Source organism: Pseudomonas veronii (assembly GCF_002028325.1).
Classification (GTDB): Bacteria; Pseudomonadota; Gammaproteobacteria; order Pseudomonadales; family Pseudomonadaceae; genus Aquipseudomonas; species Aquipseudomonas veronii.
In genome coordinates, this window is the sequence record NZ_CP018420.1 from 3421308 (window position 1) to 3441811 (window position 20504).

Consider the following 20504-nt stretch of genomic DNA (forward strand, 5'->3'; position numbering starts at 1 on the left):
CGCTTCCTGCGGACTCATCGAAAGAATTAACGGTGCGTTCCGCCAAATCCCGGGCACGGATACCCCTGGCGAACACTCTTGCATTCACTGTCGGTAGCGCTGAGGTGCTGTGTGAGGCCGGCAATCAGCGCTTATCGTTTTCGCGAATAAGATGCGATCGATATTGGCTTTTTGATATCAATGCGTCTTGAACGAAACGCTTGTCTTTCGCAAAACCCTGGCAGCGGTGCGGGGCGTCATGCCAATCATGCGGCGCATGATGCGGGCCAAGTGCGCCTGGTCGGAAAAGCCGCCGTCGGCGGCGGCATCCGACAAGGTGGAACCGTCAGCGAGGGATTTGGACGCGCGCTCGAGTTTGTTCCAGATGATCCATTGGGACAGCGACACGCCCATCTGGTGCGTGGCGACATAGCGCAAGCGCGGGCTGGACAGGCCGACCGCACTCGCGGCGCGGCTGACGGAGCCCGGACCGTCGCGGTCCAGGCGCAGAATGTTCAAGGCCTTGTAGAGGCGTTGGTCGATGGGCGACGTAATCGCCAGCAAGCGCCCCAGCGCTTCCACAAACTGAGACAGGGAGCTGGAGTGGCGAAAGCACTCGAGCAGTTCGTCACTGGCCAGGGCGATGCCATTGTCTTGCAGCAACGCGTTGAGCGCACGCCCCAACGGGGTATCCGGGTTGACGTAGACAAAGGCCACCGGATGAATGTCGGGCACGGCACGGTGCTCGACATTGGGCCCAATGATCACGCCGGCCGCGCGGATCGACTGGCCTGGCAACTCCAGGGTGACGGGCTGGTGTACGCCGATGCACAGCTGAATGGCAACATGGGAGTGGGCAGTGTTCTGATCCGCGCGGCCAATGTAGCCGGCCCATGAATCACCAAAGGTAACGTTGCCATCCCACATGTAAGGTCTTCCTGACTCAGAGGGTGAATTTTCCGTGTGCAGGGTAGGCCTGCGCCGGACTTGATTCAAGCATCGGGCAGCGGGTTATACCTGCAACGCGGCGCGCATGCCCGCCAATTTGATGCAGGTTTCGTCGTATTCGCTGGCAGGGTCGGAGTGTTCGACGATGCCACAGCCGGCAAATAGACGGGCTTGGTTGCCGTTGAGCAAGGCGCTGCGCAAACCGACGATGAATTCGCCGTTGCCGTGGGCATCCAGCCAGCCTAACGGCGCCGCGTACCAGCCACGGTCAAAGCCCTCGAATTGGCGAATATGCTCCAGCGCCTGGCCGCGTTCATGGCCGCCGACGGCGGGCGTCGGGTGCAGGACTGCGACCATGTCCAGCAAACTGCTCTGCGGGCGCAGTGCGCCTTCGATCAGCGTCGCCAAGTGCTGCACGCGGCTGAGCCGCTTGATGTGCGGCGCCGGGGGAACGTGCAACGGGCGTACCCAGGGCGCCAGGTCACGCTGAATGATCTGCACCACCACGGCATGCTCATGCTGGTTCTTCTGGCAGCCGAGCAGCGTTTGCGCCAGTTGCGCATCCTGCTCCGGGCAGGGATCGCGCCGGGCTGTGCCCGCCAGCGCCAGGGTTTGCAGGTGACCGTTGTGCAGTTTGACCAGGCGCTCCGGGGAGGCGCCGATAAAACACGCGTGGTTGCGTCGAAACGCAAACAAGTACGCCGTGGGGTCGTTGATCGCCAGGGCAGCCAAGGTGCGCCCGGCACTGATAGGCCGGGAAAATTCGCTGACCACTTCCCGCGCCAGCACCACCTTGTTCAACGCGGTGTCGCGCAACACGTCCAGGGCATGCGCGACTTTGCTTTCCCAGCAGGCCCGCGACAGGCTCTGGTCGCGGGTGTGCTGCCGTGCAGCCGTCGAGGGCGCGCCGCTGACGTAGCGATCCATCAGCGTGTTCCACTCCTTCAGTACGTGCTCGCAACAGCAGCGCGCCGCATCGCTGGGCGCGATGCGCTGTTGGCACACCAGCCAACAGTCTGCACCGTCGCGCACCAACAATAACGTCATCAGCCACAGGGACGCATCGCCAAAACCCTGCCAGGCGGGGCTGGCCTTGACCTGATGATCGAATCGAAAGCCGCCGCACACCGAAGGCGCCAGCGGGCCGTGTATCACCGCGCTTTGCAGCCAGTGTCGCCATTGCGCATCGACCGAGGCAAAACGCTGAGGGCCCGCGCTGCTCAGCTCCGCCGCCACCCCCCAGCCGAACAGGCTTTTGTCGTCTTCCGGCGCCCGCCAGAACAGGCACTCGGCGCCAGGTTGGTCGACGCTGCCAAACAGCGCCAGCAAGTCCAGCGGGGCGATCCTCATCGAGTAGCTGGCCAACACCGGTTCACCTTGTTCGACGGCACGCCGCTGGGCGTGCTCGAACACCTCGGTCATCCCCTCGGCATGGGCGTGCAACTGTGCAAAGGCCCTCATGCCAGCGTTCTCATCGCGCGCCAGTGCAACACTTGCTGGCCGATGTACCAATGGATGATCTGGGCAAACAGGGTTTCGACGAAGTGCGGGTCCAGCCCGGCCTGCTCGGCCCACTCGCGGCGTTGCGGGAGCATCTGGGCAACGCGTTCGGGCGCGGCGATGCTGCTTTCGGTCGGCTTGAAGCGCGCGGCGGCTTTGACGTAAGTCATGCGTTGGCGCATGAGGTCGATGATCTGGTGGTCCAGTGAATCGATGGCGTGACGGATGTCCTGCAGGCCATCACAGGCGTCGGGGGTTTTCATTGACAGGTTTCCTTCAAGGAGGGCGATGGGGTCGACAGCGTCGCGACGATGGCGTCGATGAGTGCCTGGCGCTGCTCGACCAGGTAAAAATGTCCGCCTTGCCAGCGCTGCAGGTGCAGTGGCCGGTGGCTGGCGGCTTGCCAGGCCATGGCTTCATCAAGCTCGATTTCCGGGTCTTGCTCGGGGTAGAACACCCCGATGCGGCTCTTGAGCGGCCGCGGTTGCGCACAGGTGTAGGTTTCAACGATGCGGTAATCGTTGCGCAAGCCGGGCAGGAACAGTTCGCACAGGGCCGGGTTCTCCAGCAACGCATTGGGGCGCTCGGCCAGGCGCCGCACATCGTCCAGCAAGGCCGCGTCGGGGCCCAGGTGCAACTGCCCGCCGCGTTGGCGCTGCGGTGCCGGGTGGGCGGACACGAACAGGTGGTCGACGGCGATTGCCCGTTGTTCCAGGCGCGTCGCCACTTCATATGCCACCACCGCCCCCAGGCTATGGCCGAACAACACCAGCGGCCGGTCGGCGTAACACGACAACGCGTGCGCGGCACCGTCGGCGAGGCGCTGCATGTCGGTCAGGCACGGCTCGCTGAAACGGTCTTCGCGGCCCGGGTATTGGATGGCCAACAGGTCGATGTCGGCGGGCAGGGCATGGACCCAGTCGCGGAAGAAACTTGCACTGCCCCCGGCATGCGCGAAACACACCCATCGCCAGCGTGGCATGGGCGTGAGTCGATAAGCGCGTACCCAGCGTTCGTCGTGCAGGTTCACGAAGCGGCACTCTGCAGCCAGGCCTGGCGCAGGCGCTCGCGCAGGTCTTTGCGGCTGACTTTGCCCACGCCGGTGTGCGGGAAGTGTGCGACGAACTCGATACGGTCCGGCACCTTGAACGCCGCCAGGCCGTGGCCGCGCAGGTAATGCTTGAGTGCGAAGGCCGAGGGCGCCGGGTCACGGGCGACGATAAAGGCACAGGTGGATTCGCCGAGCACCGCATCCGGCATCGCCACCAGCGCGGCGTCGTGTACCTGGGGATGGCCGATCAGCAGGTTTTCCACTTCTTCGGCAGCGACTTTTTCACCGCCGCGGTTGATCTGGTCCTTGTCACGACCTTCGACCACCAGGTAACCGTCGGCGGTGCGCCTGACCCGATCACCGCTGCAATAGAATCCATCGGCGGTGAACGCCCGGGCATTGTGTTCGGGCAGGCGATAGTAGCCGCGAATGGTGTACGGGCCGCGCACTTGCAGTTCACCCACTTCACCCTCGGGCACCGGTTGGCCCTGTTCATTGACAATGCGTACTTCGTCATCGGCGCTCAGCGGACGGCCCTGGGTATGCAGCAGCAGATCCGGGCGGTCATCCAGGCGGGTAAAACACAACAACCCCTCGGCCATGCCCAGCACTTGTTGCAAGGTGCAGCCCAGCGTCGGCGTGACCCGTTCTGCCGCGCTACTGAGCAATTTCGCACCGCCCACTTGCAGCACGCGCAGGCTGGACAGGTCGGCCTGGCGCTGGTCCTGGGCGTCCAGCCAGAGCATCGCCAGCGGCGGCACCAAGGCGGTGACGGTGACCCGCTGCTCGCTGATCAGCGCAAAGCAGGACTCCGGGTCCGAGCGGCGCGTACACACCACGCGCCCACCGGCCAGCAGGGTGCCGATCACACCCGGGCAACACAGGGTGAAGTTATGCGCCATGGGCAACGCGGTGAGGTAAACGGTACGCGCATCCAGCTCGCAGACTTCGCTGCTGGCGCGCACGTTATAGAGGTATTCGGCGTGCCGCCTCGGGATCAACTTTGGCGTGCCGGTGGTGCCTCCCGACAGCTGGAAACACGCCACGGCGTCGGCGCGACCGGCGTCCCGTTCCAGCGGCGCGCTGTTGTAAAGCTCACTCAACGCGGTGAACTCCTGCGCATCGCCGTCGATCACCACGTGGCGCAACAGCGGGTTGGCAGCGGCCAGTCGGCGCGCCATCGAGCGGCAATCAAAGCCCTCCAATTGAGCGCAGCCGATGTAGGCCGAGGCCTGGGCAAACCCACAAAAGCCGCCGATCTCATGTTGACGGTGGGCGGGCAGGGCGAGGATCGGCCGGGCGCCCAGGCGGAACAACGCAAAGCACACTTCGATAAACGCAGTGCCGTTGGGCAAGTGCACCACCACATTGTCGCCCTCTGCGATCCCCAGCGCGTGCAAACCGCCAGCCAGGCGCCGGCAGCGGTCTGCCAGGCTGCGGTAATTGAGGTGCAAGGGGCCGTCGGTTATCGCGATGGCCGATGGGGTGCGCGCGGCGACCGTATCGAGGGCCTGAGCGAAGGTCTGGTCTTGCCAGTAACCGGCCTGGCGGTAGCGTTCGGCGAACGCGGCAGGCCAGTCGGGCGCGTCGCCAACGCTGTCTGAATCGGGTGCGCAGGTGTGCAATGACATGGAATCCCCTATTTGTAGAAATAATTGGCTACAAACGTCCAAATGAGATCTATTATCATTGTCCTTCGCCGAGCGCTTCTCAACGCCAAGGCTTTCGGACCTGTGACTTTTTCATTAGATGAAATACACAGCGGCTATAAACAGGGAGGTTTACGGTTTAAAAGCCTCCTCCTCATTCAGGTCAGGCCCCGCGTAATGGCCTCAGGATCAAGGGAAAACCCAATGACTATTACGATCATCGCCCCCAGTCGACAAGAGACGCAGGCCGAACCCAAGGGCAACCAACCCGGAACGGTCTACCTGGACCCGCACATGACCCTGGTCACCGGCACGTTGTGGTCAGACAGCGAAAACTGGGTCGAGGACCCGCTGGAGCGCGGCCTCAAGTTGATTCTGGTGCAAAGTGGCGAGCTGTCGTGCCGCATCCCCGGGCACAGCGAGCAGTCGATCAAGGGGCCGAGCCTGTGCACCATCGTCAACGACGGCGAGTTCACCTCGTCGCAGATCTACGGCACCACCACGCCACTGCGCTACACCATCGTCCAGCTGGACCTCGAATCCCTCGACCGCCATCTCGGCCTGGCCCCGCGCAAGCTCCTCAGCAGTGGCGGCGGCGACCCGTACATGATGGTGCGCCCGGCTCCGCGCGCGATGCAGGCACTGGCCACGCAAATTGCAACATGCCCGATGCAGGGCCCGAGCCGCTCGTTGTACTTGGGTGGCAAGGCGCTGGAATTGACCGCGTTGAGCGCGCAGTTCCTGCTCGGTGAGCGCGGGCAGCCGGAGCATAAGCTGCGCATCACCTCGTCGGATGTGGAGCGTGTACACGCCGCCCGGGACCGTCTGGTGCGCTCGCTGCTCGAACCGCCCAGCCTGAACGCCCTGGCCAGCCACGTGGGCATGAGCCCGCGCAAACTGACGGCGGGGTTTCGCAAAGTGTTCGGTACCAGCGTGTTCGGCTACCTGCACGAACATCGTCTCAACGAAGCCCACCGCATGCTCAGCGACGAGGAAAGCAATGTGTCTACCGTCGCCTACGGCGTGGGATTCAGCCCGGCGCATTTTTCCATCGCCTTTCGCAAGCGCTACGGTGTATCGCCCAGCGAAATCCGTTGATCACGGCACGGTGTCTCTGAATCGAATGAAAAGGCCTGTTTATCTAAAGCCCTGAGCGCTTTCTGAAAAACCGCTTGCGATAGAGTTCCAATTGAGAATGGCTTCCATCTTGGTGAGCCAGGGACTTTATCTAGACGGGTCACAGGAAGCTTTTCATGAGCGAGCTGACAACAGCAGACACCACCGCACTGCGCAGATGGCTGATCGAACACCTTGCCCAGTTGCTGGGCGCTACCGTGGAAGAAATCGACAGCCTGGGCGATGAGGAAAACCTCTTGGGCTGCGGGTTGGATTCCATCCGCCTGATGTACTTGCAGGAGCGCCTGCGCAGCCACGGGTTGCGGGTCGACTTCGCCCAACTCAGCGCCGAACCCAGCCTCGCGGCCTGGCTTGGCCTGCTGCATGGCCAGGCGGTGCGACGTGTGGATGTGGCTGATGTCGCCCCGTTGAGCGCAGCCGACGACAGTTTTGAACTCAGCGCGGTGCAACAGGCGTACTGGCTGGGGCGCGGGCCCGCCGAAGTGCTGGGCAATATCAGTTGCCACGCATGGCTGGAATTCGATTGCCAGGGCATCGATGCGCAACGCCTGGAAGCGGCGGTCAAGTGCGTGCAGGCGCGTCACCCGATGTTGCGTGCCAGTTTCAACGACGGCCGTCAGCGCATTCTTGGCGCAACGCAATTGCCGGTTTTCGACCATCAGGATTGGCGCCACCACACTCAAGCGGTTGCGCAAGACGCCTGGCACGCGCTGCGTGAATGGCGATCGCATGAATGCCTGGCCGTGGACGCGGGGCAGGTGTTGCTGGTCGGCCTGGTGCAGTTGCCCGAAGGCCGTGATCGTGTGTGGTTGAGTGTCGACCTGCTGGCGGTTGACGTGGAAAGCCTGCGCCTGTTGATGGCGCAACTGGGCCAGGCCTATCAGGCGCCGGCCGCGCTTGCGCCCGCGCCGGACGTGCAGTTTGCCGACTACCTGGGCCGGCGCCGCCAACGTCGCGCAGAGGCGTATGCGCGAGATCGTGAGTATTGGTGCGAACGCCTTGCGCAGTTGCCGGACGGCCCCGCACTGCCGCTGGCCTGTGCCCCGGAATCGATCCGTGCGCCACGGTTTACCCGCCAGGCTTACGTACTCAGTCACGCAGAAGCCGAACGCCTGCAACGCCAGGCGACGGCCCATGGCCTGACGTTGCCCAGCGTGTTCGCCACGGCATTCAACGCGGTGTTGGCACGCTGGAGTGAACAGTCGAGCTTCCTGCTCAATGTGCCGTTGTTCGACCGTCACGATGACCAGCAATCCATCGATCAGGTGATCGCCGACTTCACCACCTTGCTGCTGGTGGCGTGTGAAGACGCACCGCAGTTGCCGTTTGCCGAAGGCGCCCGACGCTACCAGCGCGACTTGCACGCCACCATCGACCACGCGGCGTTTCCCGCGCTGGAAGTGCTGCGTGAGGCACGTCGCCAAGGTCATCCGCGTTCCGCGCCGGTGGTGTTTTCCTGCAACCTGAGCGATTCGGGTTTTGTCCCCGCCAGCTTTCGTGAGGTGTTTGGCGACCTGCACGACATGCTCTCGCAAACCCCGCAAGTGTGGCTCGACCACCAACTGTATCGGCTTGAGGACGGCGTGCTGCTGGCCTGGGACAGCGTTGCCGACCTGTTCCCGCAAGGCGTGCCGCAGGCGATGTTCAGCGCCTATGTCGAGCTGGTGCAGCGTCTCGCCGACAGCGACTGGAACCAGCCGCAACCGGTGTTGTTGCCGCTGGCGCAACAGGCGTGCCGCGACCAGCAGAACAGCCTGCCGGCGTTGGCGCCGGGGCGTGGCCTGCTTGAAGACTTTTTCCGCCAAAGTGCCCGACAACCCGACGCACTCGCCCTGATCTGCGGCGCGCAACGCTGGACATATAACGATCTGGCCACCCAAGCCCTGCGTATAGCGGCGGGTTTGCTTGAGGCTGGCATGCGTCAGGGCGAGGCAGTGGAGGTCTGCCTGCCGCGTGGGCCTCGCCAGATCGCCGCCGTATTCGGCGTGCTGGCGGCCGGTGGTTGCTACGTACCGGTGGACACCGCACAGCCGGTTGCGCGGCGCAGCCTGATCGAATCGGCTGCGGGCATCACCCGAGTGATTGCCGATCAGCCGCCGGGCAACGCGCTGCAATGGCTTGACCCGGCGGTGCTTGAGCAGTCCGCGCCATTGGCCGCGCCGAAAACGCTATCGCCGCGCGCCAGCGCGTATGTGATCTACACCTCGGGTTCTACCGGCATTCCCAAAGGGGTTGAAGTCTGCCATGGCGCCGCAATCAACACGATCGACGCGGTGCAGGCCGAACTGCAGGTCACACCGGATGATTGCCTGCTGGCCGTGTCGGCGCTGGATTTCGACTTGTCGGTGTACGACCTGTTTGGCGTGCTGGGGCAGGGCGCTCGCCTGGTGCTGCTGCAACCTGAAGAAACCCGCGATGCGGCGCGTTGGGCGCAACTGATCGCCGAACACCGCGTGAGCCTGTGGAATTCGGCCCCGGCATTGCTGGAAATGGCCCTGGGCGTCGGCGCCGATGCCTGTGATTACCGAAGCCTGCGGGCGGTGTTGCTGTCGGGCGACTGGATTGCCCTCGACCTCGCCGCACGCCTGCGGCGCCACGCCACCGCGCAGTGCCGCGTGTACGGCCTGGGCGGCGCCACCGAGGCGGGTATCTGGTCGAACCTGCAAAGCATTGATGAGGTCCCCGACCACTGGCCGTCGATTCCCTATGGCAAGCCTTTGGCCGGCCAGGCGTATCGGGTGGTGGACGCCACCGGGCGCGATGTGCCGGACCAGGTGATCGGGCAACTGTTGATCGGTGGCGCAAGCCTGGCGCGGGGGTATCGCAATGACCCGCTGCTGACCGCACAGCGCTTTCGCAGTGATGAGCATGGGCGTTGGTACCACACCGGCGACCGCGGGCGCTTCTGGGCCGATGGCACCCTTGAGTTTCTCGGGCGCATGGACCAGCAGGTCAAGCTGCGCGGGCAGCGTATCGAACTGGGGGAAATCGAAGCGGCGCTCACCGCCCACCCACGGGTTGAAAGCGCCTGTGCCGCCGTGTTGAACGGCAGCCTCGGCGCGGCCGTGGTGATCAGCCCTGAATCTGCATCGGCGCAGGCGTTGCCGGCCGTCTCGATGCTCGACGACACCTTGGCCGCAGAACACCAGGTCACCGCGCAGCTGTTGCGCCGCCTGCTGCAAGACCCGCCGCCCAGCGCCCTGCTCGACACGTGGCGCGAGTGGCTGGCCGAGCATGTCGAGTCGCTCAGCCTGCACGACGCGTTGGCGCACTTAGGGTGGCGCGAGGCGGATCTGCACCGCATGGTCGGTGCCTTGCAGGTGCTGTTGCGCACCGAAGACGGCGCCTCGCAAGTGTTGTTCGATCCGTTGCTGGCACCGCAGGCCATGGCGTTGAACCTGCCGGCGGGCCGCCAGGTGTTGGACACCCTGAGCCAGGCGCTCCAACAACACCGCGGCACACCGCTGAAAGTCGCGGTGCTGGATGGGCGCGGCGGGCAGTTGCTGGAGCAATGGCTGAACCATGCGAGTTCGCGCGACGTGCAACTTACTTTGTTCGAGAGCAGCCCCGGCCTGCTGGCGGCCAGCGTGGGCAAGCGCCGGCGCGTGGCGAGCCAACTGCTGGTGGAGGGCGTGCTGCCCGCTGAACACTGGTCACAGTACGACGTGGTGATCAGCTTCGCGGCCTTGCACAGTTATGCTCAGCCCGGCGATGGGCTGAATCTGGCGCAGGCACTGCTCAAGCCGCAAGGCCGCCTGTTGCTGGCCGACCTGCTGCGCGACTCGCCGTTGCGGCTGGTCAGCGCGGCGCTGCTGGATGAGCGCGCACCGGTATTGCCTGACGCTGCCGAACTGGCGCACCTGCTCGGCCAGAGCGGTTTTCGCCACCTGGAATGCCTGTGGCAAAACCCCGCGATGCTGCTGTTGAGTGCGCGTGCGGCGGATGAAACCCTGACCGCTGAAAGCCTCGACCAATGGCTGCAACAACGCTTGCCCCAGGCGATGCGACCCGAACATCTGTGGTCCGTACCGCGCCTGACACTGAATGCCAACGGCAAGATCGACCGCGCGCGCCTGCACGCCAGCCTCAGCGCCGCGTTGCAACGCAGGCAACCGGCAAACAACGAAGACGGCGAACTCAGTGCCGAGCTACAGCCCTTGGCAGCGTGCTGGGAGGCCATCCTGGGACGGCCGGTGCGCAGCGCCCAGGCGAGTTTTTTTAGCCTGGGCGGCGACAGCCTGCTGGCGACGCGGCTGCTGGCCAGCGTGCGTGAACAACTGGGCGCCAGCCTGCGCATGAGCGATTTCTACCTGCAGCCGACATTGGCAGGCATGGCCGTGCTGTTGGTGCGCAGCGGCGAAGTGGCTATCGAGGAGGGCGTGTTATGAGCCTGGATGATGTGCTGCACATCTGCCGTGAACGCCAGATCGAACTCTGGGCCACTGACGGCAAGCTGCATTTTCGCGCGCCGCAAGGCGCATTGGACTCAGCCCTGGCGGAGCGTATTCGCGCCCAGCGGCCAGCGCTGCTGGTGCATCTTGCGCCCCAACAATGGCGCGCACAGCCGGAGCAGGCGCTGCAACCCTTCGCCTTGAGCGCGGTACAGGGCGCCTATGTACTGGGACGCAACCCGGCCTTTGACTATGGCGGCAACGCTTGCCACTTGTATGTCGAATACCCGTGGCCGGCGAACGTCGACACCGGACACCTTGAACAGGCCTGGAACGCCGTGGTGCAACGTCACCCGATGCTGCGCGCGGTGGTCGATAACCATCAGCAACGGGTGCAAGCCCAGGTGCCATGGCAACAGCTGCCGGTGCATGACCGCCGCGACGCCACGCCCGAGGCGTTCGAGGCGCACCTGAACAGCGTGCGCAAGCGCCTGGACCATGCCTGCCATGCGCTCGATCAATGGCCGATCCTGCTGCCCGAACTGAGCGTGGGACGCGAGCAGGCAATCCTGCATTGCTCGGTGGATTTCACCTTGTTCGACTACGCCAGCCTGCAACTGCTGCTGGCAGAACTCACCCAGCGCTACTTGGAACCGACGCGCCACTGGCCATTGCTGGAAGCGACCTTTCGCGACTACCTCGAGCACGAACAGCAAGCGCGCGGCAGCACCGCCTGGCACGCCGACAAGGCGTGGTGGCTGGCGCGCCTGGACAGCCTGCCCGGGCGTCCGGACCTGCCGCTGAGCGAGCACGCGGGCTTGGGCTCCACGCGTTTCGCCCACCAGCATGGCGTGTTGAGCAGCGGGCAATGGAACGCCCTGTGCGCCCTCGCCAGCACCCAAGGCCTCAGCGCGGCGGGCGTGACGCTGGCCGCGTTTGTCGAGGTGATCGGGCGCTGGAGCCAAAGCCCGGACTTTTGCCTGAACCTCACCGTGCTCAACCGGCCGAACCTGCACCCGCAGTTGGACCAGGTCGTGGGAGACTTCACCGCGCTGAGCCTGCTCGCGGTGGACGGCACCGAGGGCGCCAGTTTTGTCCAGCGTGCGCGGCGTATCGGCGCGCAGCTGTTCGATGACCTCGACCACAGCCGCTTCACCGGCGTTGAGGTACTGCGCGAACTGGCCCGTGTGCGAGGGCGTGGCGCCGACCTGATGCCGGTGGTGTTCACCAGTGGCATCGGCAGCGTCGAACGCATGCTCGGCGATGCCGGGCGTGTGTTGCAGCCGCCCAGCTACATGATCAGCCAAACCCCGCAAGTGTGGATCGACTGCCAGGTCAGCGACCAATACGGCGGTTTGCAGATCGGCTGGGATGTCCGCATCGGCGTGTTGCCCGAAGGCATGGCCGCGCAGATGTTCGCAGCCTACGTCGACTTGCTGCAACGCTTGGCCCGCGACCCGCAATTGTGGCAAGCGCGTGGCGATATCGTGCTGCCCGCGCAGCAGGCAAACCCGCCGATCCACGCCAGCGCCCCAGCGCGCAATATCGCCGACGGCTTCGCCCAACAGGCGCGGCGAACTCCGGATGCCCTCGTGATCAGCGACCGCGACGGCCGTTACCGCTATCGTCAGGTCGCCCAGCATGCCGCCGCGGTGCGCAAGGCGCTTGAAGCGCTCGGCGTGCAGCCGGGCGCGCGGGTGGCGGTGATGCTGCCCAAGAGTGCCTGGCAACTGATGGCGGTGCTGGGTATTACCCAGATGGGCGCGGCCTATGTGCCGGTGGACATCCGCCAACCGGTCTTGCGCCGCGAGGCGATCCTGCGCGACGGGGGGATTGCCGCGGTGATTGTCCTGCAAGCCCAGGCATGGCCGGACACCCTTGAACTTCCGCGCATCGCCATCGATACGCTTGCCGCCGACCCGCATTGGCCACCCCGTGAGCCGCTGGCGGTAGAGGCCGCGGACCTGGCCTACATCATCTACACCTCAGGCTCCACCGGCACGCCAAAAGGCGTAATGCTCAGCCATGGCGCGGTGGTCAACACCCTCGATGACATCAACCAGCGCTACGCGGTGAACGTCGATGACCGCGTGCTGGGCCTGGCAGAGTTGAGTTTCGACCTGTCGGTGTATGACTTCTTCGGCGCCACGGCGGTCGGTGCGCAGGTGGTGCTGCCCGACCCCGAGCGCGGCGCCGATCCTTCGCACTGGGCGCAATTGATGCAGGAACACGGCATCACCTTGTGGAACTCGGTGCCCGCACAAGGGCAGATGCTGGTGGATTACCTGGAGACCGAGCCCGGCGCAATCCCCGGGCCGCGCTGTGTGCTGTGGTCCGGCGACTGGATTCCCACCACGCTGCCGACGCGCTGGTGGCAACGCTGGCCCGAAAGCCAGTTGTTCAGCCTGGGCGGCGCCACCGAAGCGGCGATCTGGTCGGTGGAGCATCCCATTCGTGCCGAAGATACGGCCTTGCCGAGCATCCCCTACGGCCGGGCCCTCAAGCACCAGACCCTGGAAGTGCTCGACGCGCTGGGCCGCCAGTGCCCGGTGGGCGTGCGTGGTGAGATTCATATCGGCGGACTCGGCCTGGCCCTGGGTTATGCCGAAGACCCGCAACGCAGCGCCGAGCGGTTCATTACCCATGCCAGCGGGCGTCGCCTGTACCGCACGGGTGACCAGGGGCGTTACCTGGACGCGGAAGGCTTGATCGAGTTTCTTGGGCGCCAGGATGACCAGGTGAAGATTCGCGGTCACCGCATCGAACTGGCGGAAATCGACGCGGGCTGGCTGGCCCATCCGCAGATCGCCGCGAGTACCACAGTGTTGCTCGGCGAGCGTCACGAACGTTCGCTGTGCAGCTTCGTCACCCTGCACACCAACGCGCCTGCGCCTCACCTGAGCACGCAGCTGGGCGAAGTCCTGCGCCAGGCACGCCACACCCTTGAACACGCGGATTTCGGCCCGCGCGCCGCCATCGAAGCGGCACTGGCGGCGCTGGATCGGGCGGCGGATGTGTCGTTGCTGCACTGGTTGGGCGGTAGTGGCTTGCTGATCCCGGGGCAGTCCGTGGCATTCGACTCGCTGTGCCAGGCCTTGCAACTCGACGCGGGTCAGCATCGCCTGTTGCGGCATTGGCTGACGTTGTTGACCGACAGCGGCTACCTGTGTGCGGACAATGACGGTTGGCGCTGCCAAGTCAGCACGGCTGACCTGAATCAGCACGATGCCTGGGCACAGTTCGCCCGCCTGGCGCCGAGCGGTCTTTGGCCGCTGGAATTGGTCGATTACCTGCGCACCAGCGCGACCCGCCTGGCCGAGCAATTGGACGGGCGCCTGAGCCCGGCAAGCCTGATGTTCCCGCAGGGCTCGGCACATATTGCCGAGGCGATGTACAGCCGTGGCCAGCATGCCCAAGTGCTGCATCGGGCCATGGCCGAGGCGGTTTGCGCGATCGTTGCGCGCCAGAGCCAGCGCCGCTGGCGCATCCTGGAAGTGGGCGCCGGCACCGGTGCCGCCAGTGCGCTGATCATCCCCGCGCTGGCGCCGTTGGTGGCGGACGGGGTGCAGATCGACTATGTATTTTCCGACGTGTCGAGCTATTTCCTTAACGCTGCGCGCGAACGCTTTGCCGCGTATCCGTGGGTGCGCTTCATGCCGTTCGACATGAACAAACCCGCCTGCGAACAAGGGCTTGCCGCGGGGTCCCTGGACCTGCTGCTCAGCTCCGGCGCATTGAACAACGCCCTGGATACACCGCGCCTGCTCGCCGGGTTACGCCAATTGCTGCAAGCCGATGCCTGGCTGGTGATCCAGGAACTGACCCGCGAACACCGCGAAATCAGCATCAGCCAAAGCCTGATGATGGAGACGCCGCAGGACGTGCGCGCCACCTCCGGGCAGCTGTTTGTGCATACGGACCAGTGGCTGGCGTGGCTGAACAGCGAGGCCGGCGACCAGGCCGAATCGCTGGCGTCGGCCGACAGTGTGCTGCAGCTGCTGGGCTACGACCTGTTGGTCGCACGCGTGAAAACCGACCGGCCATTACTGAGCCAGGAGACGTTGCTGGCCTTCATCGCCGAGCGCGTGCCGCGTTATATGGTGCCGGCGCAGGTGCGGATACTCGACCGCTTGCCGGTCACCGCCAATGGCAAGATTGACCGCCGCGCGCTGACCACCCAAGCCGAGCAACGCCGCCTCGAACCGGCACGCCGTGCGCGCACGGAAGTGGCGGATGAGCTGGTGCAGCGCTTGATCGCGCATTGGGAGCGAGTACTCGATTGCAGTGGGGTGTCGGCGGATCAGGATTTCTTCGGCGCCGGTGGTGACTCGCTGCTGATCGCGCAATTGATCGCCGGCTTGCGCGAGCAAGAGCCATTGGCCCGTGCGCAACCCTTCGACCGCCTGTTGCGCTGGGCTCTCAGCCAGCCGACCCCGGAAGGCCTGGCCCAGCGCTTGCGCAGTGAGTCGAGCAGTGAAGCCCCCGCAGTGGTGCCCTCCACGGACACCCGCCGTGCGCCGCTGGGTGGGCGCGGGCGGGTGGATGCGCTGACGGAACTGGCCGCGGGTGAAGGCACCGCGCGGGTGCTGGTGCATGAAGGGCTCGGCACGCTGCTGCCGTATCGCGGGTTGATCGCCGAACTGGCCGGCAGCGGCCCGTTGCTGGGGTTGGCGGTGCATGACAGCGACGATTACCTGAGCCTGCCGCCGGAGCATATCAACGCCACCCTCGGCAAACGCTATGCCCAGGCGCTGTGGGACAGCGGCCGGCGCCGCTTCGACTTGCTGGGCTACTGCTCCGGCGGGCTGGTAACGCTGGAGCTGGCCAAGGCCCTGCTGCAATTGGGCGCCGAGGTGCGTCGGGTGGACATCGTATCGAGCTACCGCATTCCGTACCTGGTGGAGGATGAAATGCAGATGCTCTACAGCTTCGCCGGCACCCTGGGTCTGGACACCGCTGCACTGGGGTTGCCGGCGGCTGAACAGTTGCTCGACAAACACCTGGGTCTGGACGCCACCGCGCTCAGATCCCGAGTACTGGCGGCGGCCAAGGGCATTGCCGATGAGCAGCTGTATCGGGTGTTCGCTCATTCCGTGCGCGCCAGCCACTACAGCGACGGCGCGCCGTATGTGGGCGCCATCCGCCTGTTTGTGCCGAGTGTCGCCAACCCGTTGATCCCCGATCACCAGGCCGCTCTGCAGGCCTGGTGGCAGGCGGCGTCGTTGGCGCCGCTGACTGTGCAGACCCTGCGCGGCAATCACTTCGAGTGTTTGAACGCCGGGCTGAGTCGTTACCTGCTGGAGGAACGCCCATGACTATGCCTGTGAAAACCCTGGTGGTGGGCTCGCGCTTCGGCCAGTTCTACGCCGTTGGTGTGGCTGCGGCCGAGCACCTGGAACTGGTCGGGGTGCTGGGGCTGGGCAGTCGTCGCTCCCGCGCACTGGCTCGCTATCTCGAAGTGCCGTGTTTCGATGCCTTGGCCCACGTACCCGCCGACACACAACTGGCTTGCGTAGCGGTGGGCGGCGCAGCAAGGGGCGAACAGGGCCCCGCCTTGGCGCAAGCGCTGATGGAGCGGGGCATTGATGTGCTGATCGAGCACCCGTTGCTGCCCCAGGAACTGCAAGACTTGCTGAGCACGGCGGCGCGCCTGCATCGGCGTTGCCTGCTCAACAGTTTCTACCCGCAGTTGCCGTGCGTGGCGCGGTTCATCGAGCTGGCGCGGCAGCTGCATCGTCAACAGGGCATTCGCCATATCGACGCCGACTGCGCGGTGCAGGTGAGTTACGCGACCCTCGATGTGCTGGCGGCGCTGTTGGAGTCGGTAGGCCCATGGTCGGTGGACTGCGTGGCACCGGCGCTGTCGGCCTGGCGGGATATCAGCCTGGTCATGGCGCAAGTGCCGGTGTCGTTGCGCGTGCTCAATGAGTTGGCCGCCAATGATGACGGGCGCATGCAGAGGCTGCAGCGCATCAGCATCGCCACTGACAGCGGCACGTTGCTGTTGGCCTCGCCCCACGGACCGTTGCTGTGGCTGCCGGCCGTGCGTGCGCCGGTGCAAGATGCCGACGGGGTGTTCGACCTGTTTGGGCCGCAGGCCGATGAGCCGCTGCCCTGCGCCGAAGTGTTGGAGGCCGCGGCGGCGGATTGGGCGCAGGTTTACCGCCGCGTCTGGCCGACAGCTGCGGCCAGTGCATTGCAACCGCTGATCACGGGGGTGGGGCTGGCGCGCCTGCAACAGCGCAGCCTGGAAGTGGTGAGGCTATGGCAACAGGTGACGGCGGCGCTCGGGTTCCCGCAGCAGCCGTCGCTGACGTTACCGGCTGCCGGCCTGGCCCAGGCATTGGAGCACGTCCGATGAGCCACTTGAGCGAAATGCTGCGTCCTTTCCGTGCGCGCTTAGGGGCGGCAATCGCGTTGCAGGCCGTCGCCGGGATCTGCTCGCTGCTGCCACTGATAGCCTTGGCGCAACTGGCGGACAGCTTGCGCCAGGCGCCGCCGCTGGCGTCTTCGGCACTGAACTGGGTGGTGGTGGCGGTGGTGGCGTCAGCGCTGTGGTTGTGCGGCCAGACCCTGGCCTTGCACCTGACCCATCAGGTGGACGCCGACCTGTGTGACCGTCTGCGCGTGCGCCTGGCCGAGCATCTGCAACGCTTGCCCTTGGGCTGGTTTGCACGGCTGGGGCCCGAGGGCGTCACCCGTTACGCCGAGCAGGATGTGCGGGCCTTGCACCAACTGGTAGGCCATGCGCCGACCGACCTGGTCAACCTGCTGTTGATTCCCATGGCCACCCTGGCCTACCTGCTGTGGAGCAACAGTGCCCTGGCGCTCTGGTGCCTGCTGCCGTTGGCATTGGGCGTGTTGGGCTATTGGCGCCTGGGCTCGGCGCATTACCGCGAGGACGTGGCCCAGCGCAATGGCGCAATCCAGCGGTTGTTCAGCGACTACAGCCAGTTCGCCGGCAACCTGGGCCTGGTCCGGCAATTTCCCAGCGCGGGCATTCATCGCCGTGTGCAAGAGGCGGTGCAGCAGTTTGATCAGCGCTTCAGCCATTGGGTGAGCCGCGCCGGTCATCTTGCTGCGCTGATCCAGGTCCTGCTCAGCGCACCGTGGCTGTTGGCCTGGGTGGTACTCGGCACACTATTTATCGGCGTGAGCGAAGTGGGCGCCGTACAGGTGTGCGGCTTTTTGCTGCTGGTGCGCGCCATGGCGGCGCCGGTATTGGCGCTGGGGCACGGCTTTGATGCGCTGAACAACGCGCGCGCAAGTGCCCGACGCCTACAGGAGGTGTTGAGTACACCGCCGTTGATCGAGCCCGACGCGCCGCAATCGCCTCGGGACGCCAGCGTGGAGATGCTCGATGTGAGCTTCTCCCAGGGTGATGTCACGGTACTGAAGGCGATCAACCTGCGCCTGGAGCCGGGCACTACCACCGCGCTGGTGGGGCCGTCCGGCGCGGGGAAAAGCACCTTGGCCGGTTTGATCGCCCGCTTTATGGACGTCGACAGCGGGCATGTGCGCGTGGGCGGGGTGGATGTTCGGCAGATCGCCAGCCGCCAATTGCAGCAGCATCTGGCGCTGGTGTTTCAGCAGGCGGGGGCATTGCGCCTGTCACTGGCGCAAAACATCGCCCTGTATCAGCCGCACGCCAGTGAAAAACAGATTCGCGCCGCGGCCAAGGCGGCCTGCCTGGATGACTGGATCATGGGGTTGCCCAAGGGCTACGCCAGCGTGGTGGACGATGATGTGCGGCTGTCCGGCGGCGAATTGCAGCGCCTGGCGATTGCGCGGGCGCTGCTGTCGCGGGCGCCGATCATGTTGCTCGACGAACCCACCTCCGCCACCGACCCGCAGACCGAGCGCGCCTTGCGTACTGCACTGCGTGACGACGCGGCCGGGCGCACGCGGCTGATCATCGCCCATCGCCTGGAAACCATCGCCCATGCCGAGCAGATCCTGGTGCTCTGCGAAGGGCGCATTGTGCAGCGCGGATGTCATGCACAGTTGTTGGCCGTGGACGGTCTGTACCGCCAGCTGTGGGACGAGCAAATGTCGACGGCCGATCAACTGGAGTTCGTGTCATGAGTGTACTTTCGCCGTTGCGTCATTTGCCCGACCAGGCCCGGCGCGTACTGCGCGGCGCCCTGGGGTGGATGCTACTGGCCGCCGTGCTGGATGGCTTGGCGGGGTTGGCGCTGGTGCCGCTGATACTGGCCTGGTTCGATCAACAGAGTGTGCAGCCAAGTGTGCTGCTGTTGCTGGGGCTGACGTTGTTGCAGGCCTTGGTCAGCTACGTTGCCCAGCGCCGTGGTTATCTGGCGGGAGCCGGGTTGGCGGCCGGCCTGGTCTCGCAACTGGTGCAACAGCTGCCGCGCTTGCCATTGGCGCGTCAGGGCCAGTTGGAAGACTTGGTGCGCGGGCCGGTGTTCAACAGCATGGGCATCCCGGCGCACTTGCTGGCGCCGCTGGTAACGGCGCTGGTGACGCCGACGATGGTGGTGCTGGGGCTGATCTTTATTGAACCGCGTTTGGCGCTGGCGTTGGCCCTGGCTTATCTGCCGTTGTTCGCCCTGCTGCGTTGGGCCGGGCGACGTAGCCTGGCGCTGGAGCAACTGCGCCAGCAAGTCGACCGTCGCGCCGGGCAGCTGTTGCAGACATTCGCGCAGCAACAGGCCTTGATCCGCAGCGCCGGTGATGCCAGCCAGGGCCAGTTGGCGTTGCGTCAGGCCTTGCACGAGCAACACCAGGCCACGCACCGTCTCAACCGCCGCGCGTTGCCCAGCGGGCTTGGCTTTGCGGCGGCGGTGCAGGTGATGTTTTCGCTGGTGTTGGCAGGTGGCGTGCTGGCGGTGGCGGCGGGGCAGTTATCCGGCGCGCTGTTGGTGGCGGTGTTGGTGTTGCTGGTGCGCTTCATCGAACCGCTGTCGCAACTGGCTTACCTGGACCAGGCTTTGCGTATGGCGTGGCAGGCGTTATCTCAAGTGCTCGCGGTGTTGGCCGTGCCGACGCTGCACAGCCCGCACCCCGGAGAGCAGCCTCAGGATGCAAGTTTGCAAGGGCAAGGCTTGAATATCTGCGGCGAAGGCGGCGAGCAGTTGCTCAAGGATGTGGACATCCATTGCGCGCCGGGAACGTTCACGGCGATTGTCGGTCCGTCGGGCGCGGGTAAAAGTACTCTGCTGGCCTTGCTGGGGCGTGGCATGGACCCGCAGACCGGCGCAGTACGACTCGGCCAGGTGGACATTCGCCAGCTAAGCGAACACACCTTGGCCAACCACCTCATGCAAGTGTACCAGAACAGCGGACTGTTTGCCGGCAGCCTGCTGTGGAATGTCAGCATGGCCCGGCCGCAAGCCACGCCTGCGCAACTGCAACACGCCGCCAAGGATGCTGCATTGGATGAGGTGCTCAGCAGCCTGCCGCAGGGTTGGCACAGTGAGGTAGGGCCGGGCGGCGCATTACTCTCGGGCGGCCAGCGGCAACGGGTCGGCCTGGCGCGCGCACTGCTGTCCCCGGCGCCGATCCTGTTGCTTGACGAACCCACCGCCAGCCTCGATGCGCGCTGCGAAGCACGGGTCAATCGCAGCCTGCAGGCGCTGCATGGCAGGCGCACCGTGGTGTTGGTGTCGCACAACCCGATGTTGGTGCGCGGTGCCGATCAGATCCTGGTGCTGGAAGGCGGCAGCGTCAGTGGCTGCGGCAGTCATGAGCAGTTGCTGGCCACGCACCGCTGGTATGCGCAGTTCGTCGAGCAAAACCTGCCGGGCAGCCATTGAAAAAGTCCCTTAATCGAAAAGTCGCAGCGTTCGTTTAAACGATACTAATGCGAATTATTATCGATAAAGAGGC

General features: G+C 65.2%; 11 protein-coding genes. 6 read left to right on the plus strand and 5 right to left on the minus strand.

Annotated features, from left to right (window positions below):
- Positions 1–177: 177 nt before the first annotated feature.
- The 5 genes from PverR02_RS15600 to PverR02_RS15620 form a co-directional block, all read right to left on the minus strand.
- Positions 178–906 carry a helix-turn-helix domain-containing protein gene (locus PverR02_RS15600; protein ID WP_017849079.1) on the minus strand — a complete coding sequence of 243 codons (729 nt, stop codon included), beginning with the start codon at positions 904–906 and terminating at the stop codon, positions 178–180.
- Positions 907–990: 84 nt separating this feature from the next.
- Positions 991–2388, minus strand: coding sequence for an isochorismate synthase (locus tag PverR02_RS15605; RefSeq protein WP_079443796.1), 1398 nt, complete (start codon positions 2386–2388; stop codon positions 991–993).
- Positions 2385–2690, minus strand: a complete 306-nt coding sequence (locus PverR02_RS15610) for an isochorismate lyase (protein WP_079443797.1) — start codon at positions 2688–2690, stop codon at positions 2385–2387. The genes PverR02_RS15605 and PverR02_RS15610 overlap by 4 nt, the downstream gene beginning before the upstream one ends.
- Positions 2687–3457: a thioesterase II family protein gene (locus PverR02_RS15615; protein ID WP_321572496.1), complete on the minus strand. Its 771-nt coding sequence runs from the start codon at positions 3455–3457 to the stop codon at positions 2687–2689. Before PverR02_RS15615 ends, PverR02_RS15610 begins: the two co-directional genes overlap by 4 nt.
- Positions 3454–5109 (minus strand): (2,3-dihydroxybenzoyl)adenylate synthase, encoded by a 1656-nt coding sequence (locus tag PverR02_RS15620; protein ID WP_079443798.1) that lies wholly within the window; start codon positions 5107–5109, stop codon positions 3454–3456. Before PverR02_RS15620 ends, PverR02_RS15615 begins: the two co-directional genes overlap by 4 nt.
- A 222-nt stretch (positions 5110–5331) precedes the next feature.
- Between PverR02_RS15620 and PverR02_RS15625 the strand changes: the two genes are divergently transcribed.
- From PverR02_RS15625 to PverR02_RS15650, 6 genes are all read left to right on the plus strand, one after another.
- Positions 5332–6225 carry a helix-turn-helix domain-containing protein gene (locus tag PverR02_RS15625; RefSeq protein WP_017849084.1) on the plus strand — a complete coding sequence of 298 codons (894 nt, stop codon included), beginning with the start codon at positions 5332–5334 and terminating at the stop codon, positions 6223–6225.
- A gap of 155 nt (positions 6226–6380) precedes the next feature.
- Positions 6381–10652: a non-ribosomal peptide synthetase gene (locus PverR02_RS15630; protein ID WP_079443799.1), complete on the plus strand. Its 4272-nt coding sequence runs from the start codon at positions 6381–6383 to the stop codon at positions 10650–10652.
- A complete protein-coding gene (locus PverR02_RS15635) occupies positions 10649–15970 on the plus strand; it encodes a non-ribosomal peptide synthetase (RefSeq protein WP_079443800.1) in 5322 nt (1773 codons plus the stop codon). The genes PverR02_RS15630 and PverR02_RS15635 overlap by 4 nt, the downstream gene beginning before the upstream one ends.
- A complete protein-coding gene (locus tag PverR02_RS15640; protein WP_079443801.1) occupies positions 15967–17016 on the plus strand; it encodes a Gfo/Idh/MocA family oxidoreductase in 1050 nt (349 codons plus the stop codon). The genes PverR02_RS15635 and PverR02_RS15640 overlap by 4 nt, the downstream gene beginning before the upstream one ends.
- A complete protein-coding gene (locus PverR02_RS15645; RefSeq protein ID WP_079443802.1) occupies positions 17013–18740 on the plus strand; it encodes an ABC transporter ATP-binding protein in 1728 nt (575 codons plus the stop codon). The genes PverR02_RS15640 and PverR02_RS15645 overlap by 4 nt, the downstream gene beginning before the upstream one ends.
- Positions 18737–20431, plus strand: a complete 1695-nt coding sequence (locus PverR02_RS15650; protein WP_079443803.1) for an ABC transporter ATP-binding protein — start codon at positions 18737–18739, stop codon at positions 20429–20431. Before PverR02_RS15645 ends, PverR02_RS15650 begins: the two co-directional genes overlap by 4 nt.
- Positions 20432–20504 lie beyond the last annotated feature (73 nt).

Bases quoted from the DNA above. Each gene is read 5' to 3' on its own strand.
- PverR02_RS15650 (WP_079443803.1), top strand. From the start codon at position 18,737: ATGAGTGTACTTTCGCCGTTGCGTCATTTGCCCGACCAGGCCCGGCGC.
- PverR02_RS15645 (WP_079443802.1), top strand. From the start codon at position 17,013: ATGAGCCACTTGAGCGAAATGCTGCGTCCTTTCCGTGCGCGCTTAGGG.
- PverR02_RS15620 (WP_079443798.1), bottom strand. From the start codon at position 5,109: ATGTCATTGCACACCTGCGCACCCGATTCAGACAGCGTTGGCGACGCG.
- PverR02_RS15635 (WP_079443800.1), top strand. From the start codon at position 10,649: ATGAGCCTGGATGATGTGCTGCACATCTGCCGTGAACGCCAGATCGAA.
- PverR02_RS15630 (WP_079443799.1), top strand. From the start codon at position 6,381: ATGAGCGAGCTGACAACAGCAGACACCACCGCACTGCGCAGATGGCTG.
- PverR02_RS15640 (WP_079443801.1), top strand. From the start codon at position 15,967: ATGACTATGCCTGTGAAAACCCTGGTGGTGGGCTCGCGCTTCGGCCAG.
- PverR02_RS15605 (WP_079443796.1), bottom strand. From the start codon at position 2,388: ATGAGGGCCTTTGCACAGTTGCACGCCCATGCCGAGGGGATGACCGAG.
- PverR02_RS15625 (WP_017849084.1), top strand. From the start codon at position 5,332: ATGACTATTACGATCATCGCCCCCAGTCGACAAGAGACGCAGGCCGAA.
- PverR02_RS15610 (WP_079443797.1), bottom strand. From the start codon at position 2,690: ATGAAAACCCCCGACGCCTGTGATGGCCTGCAGGACATCCGTCACGCC.
- PverR02_RS15600 (WP_017849079.1), bottom strand. From the start codon at position 906: ATGTGGGATGGCAACGTTACCTTTGGTGATTCATGGGCCGGCTACATT.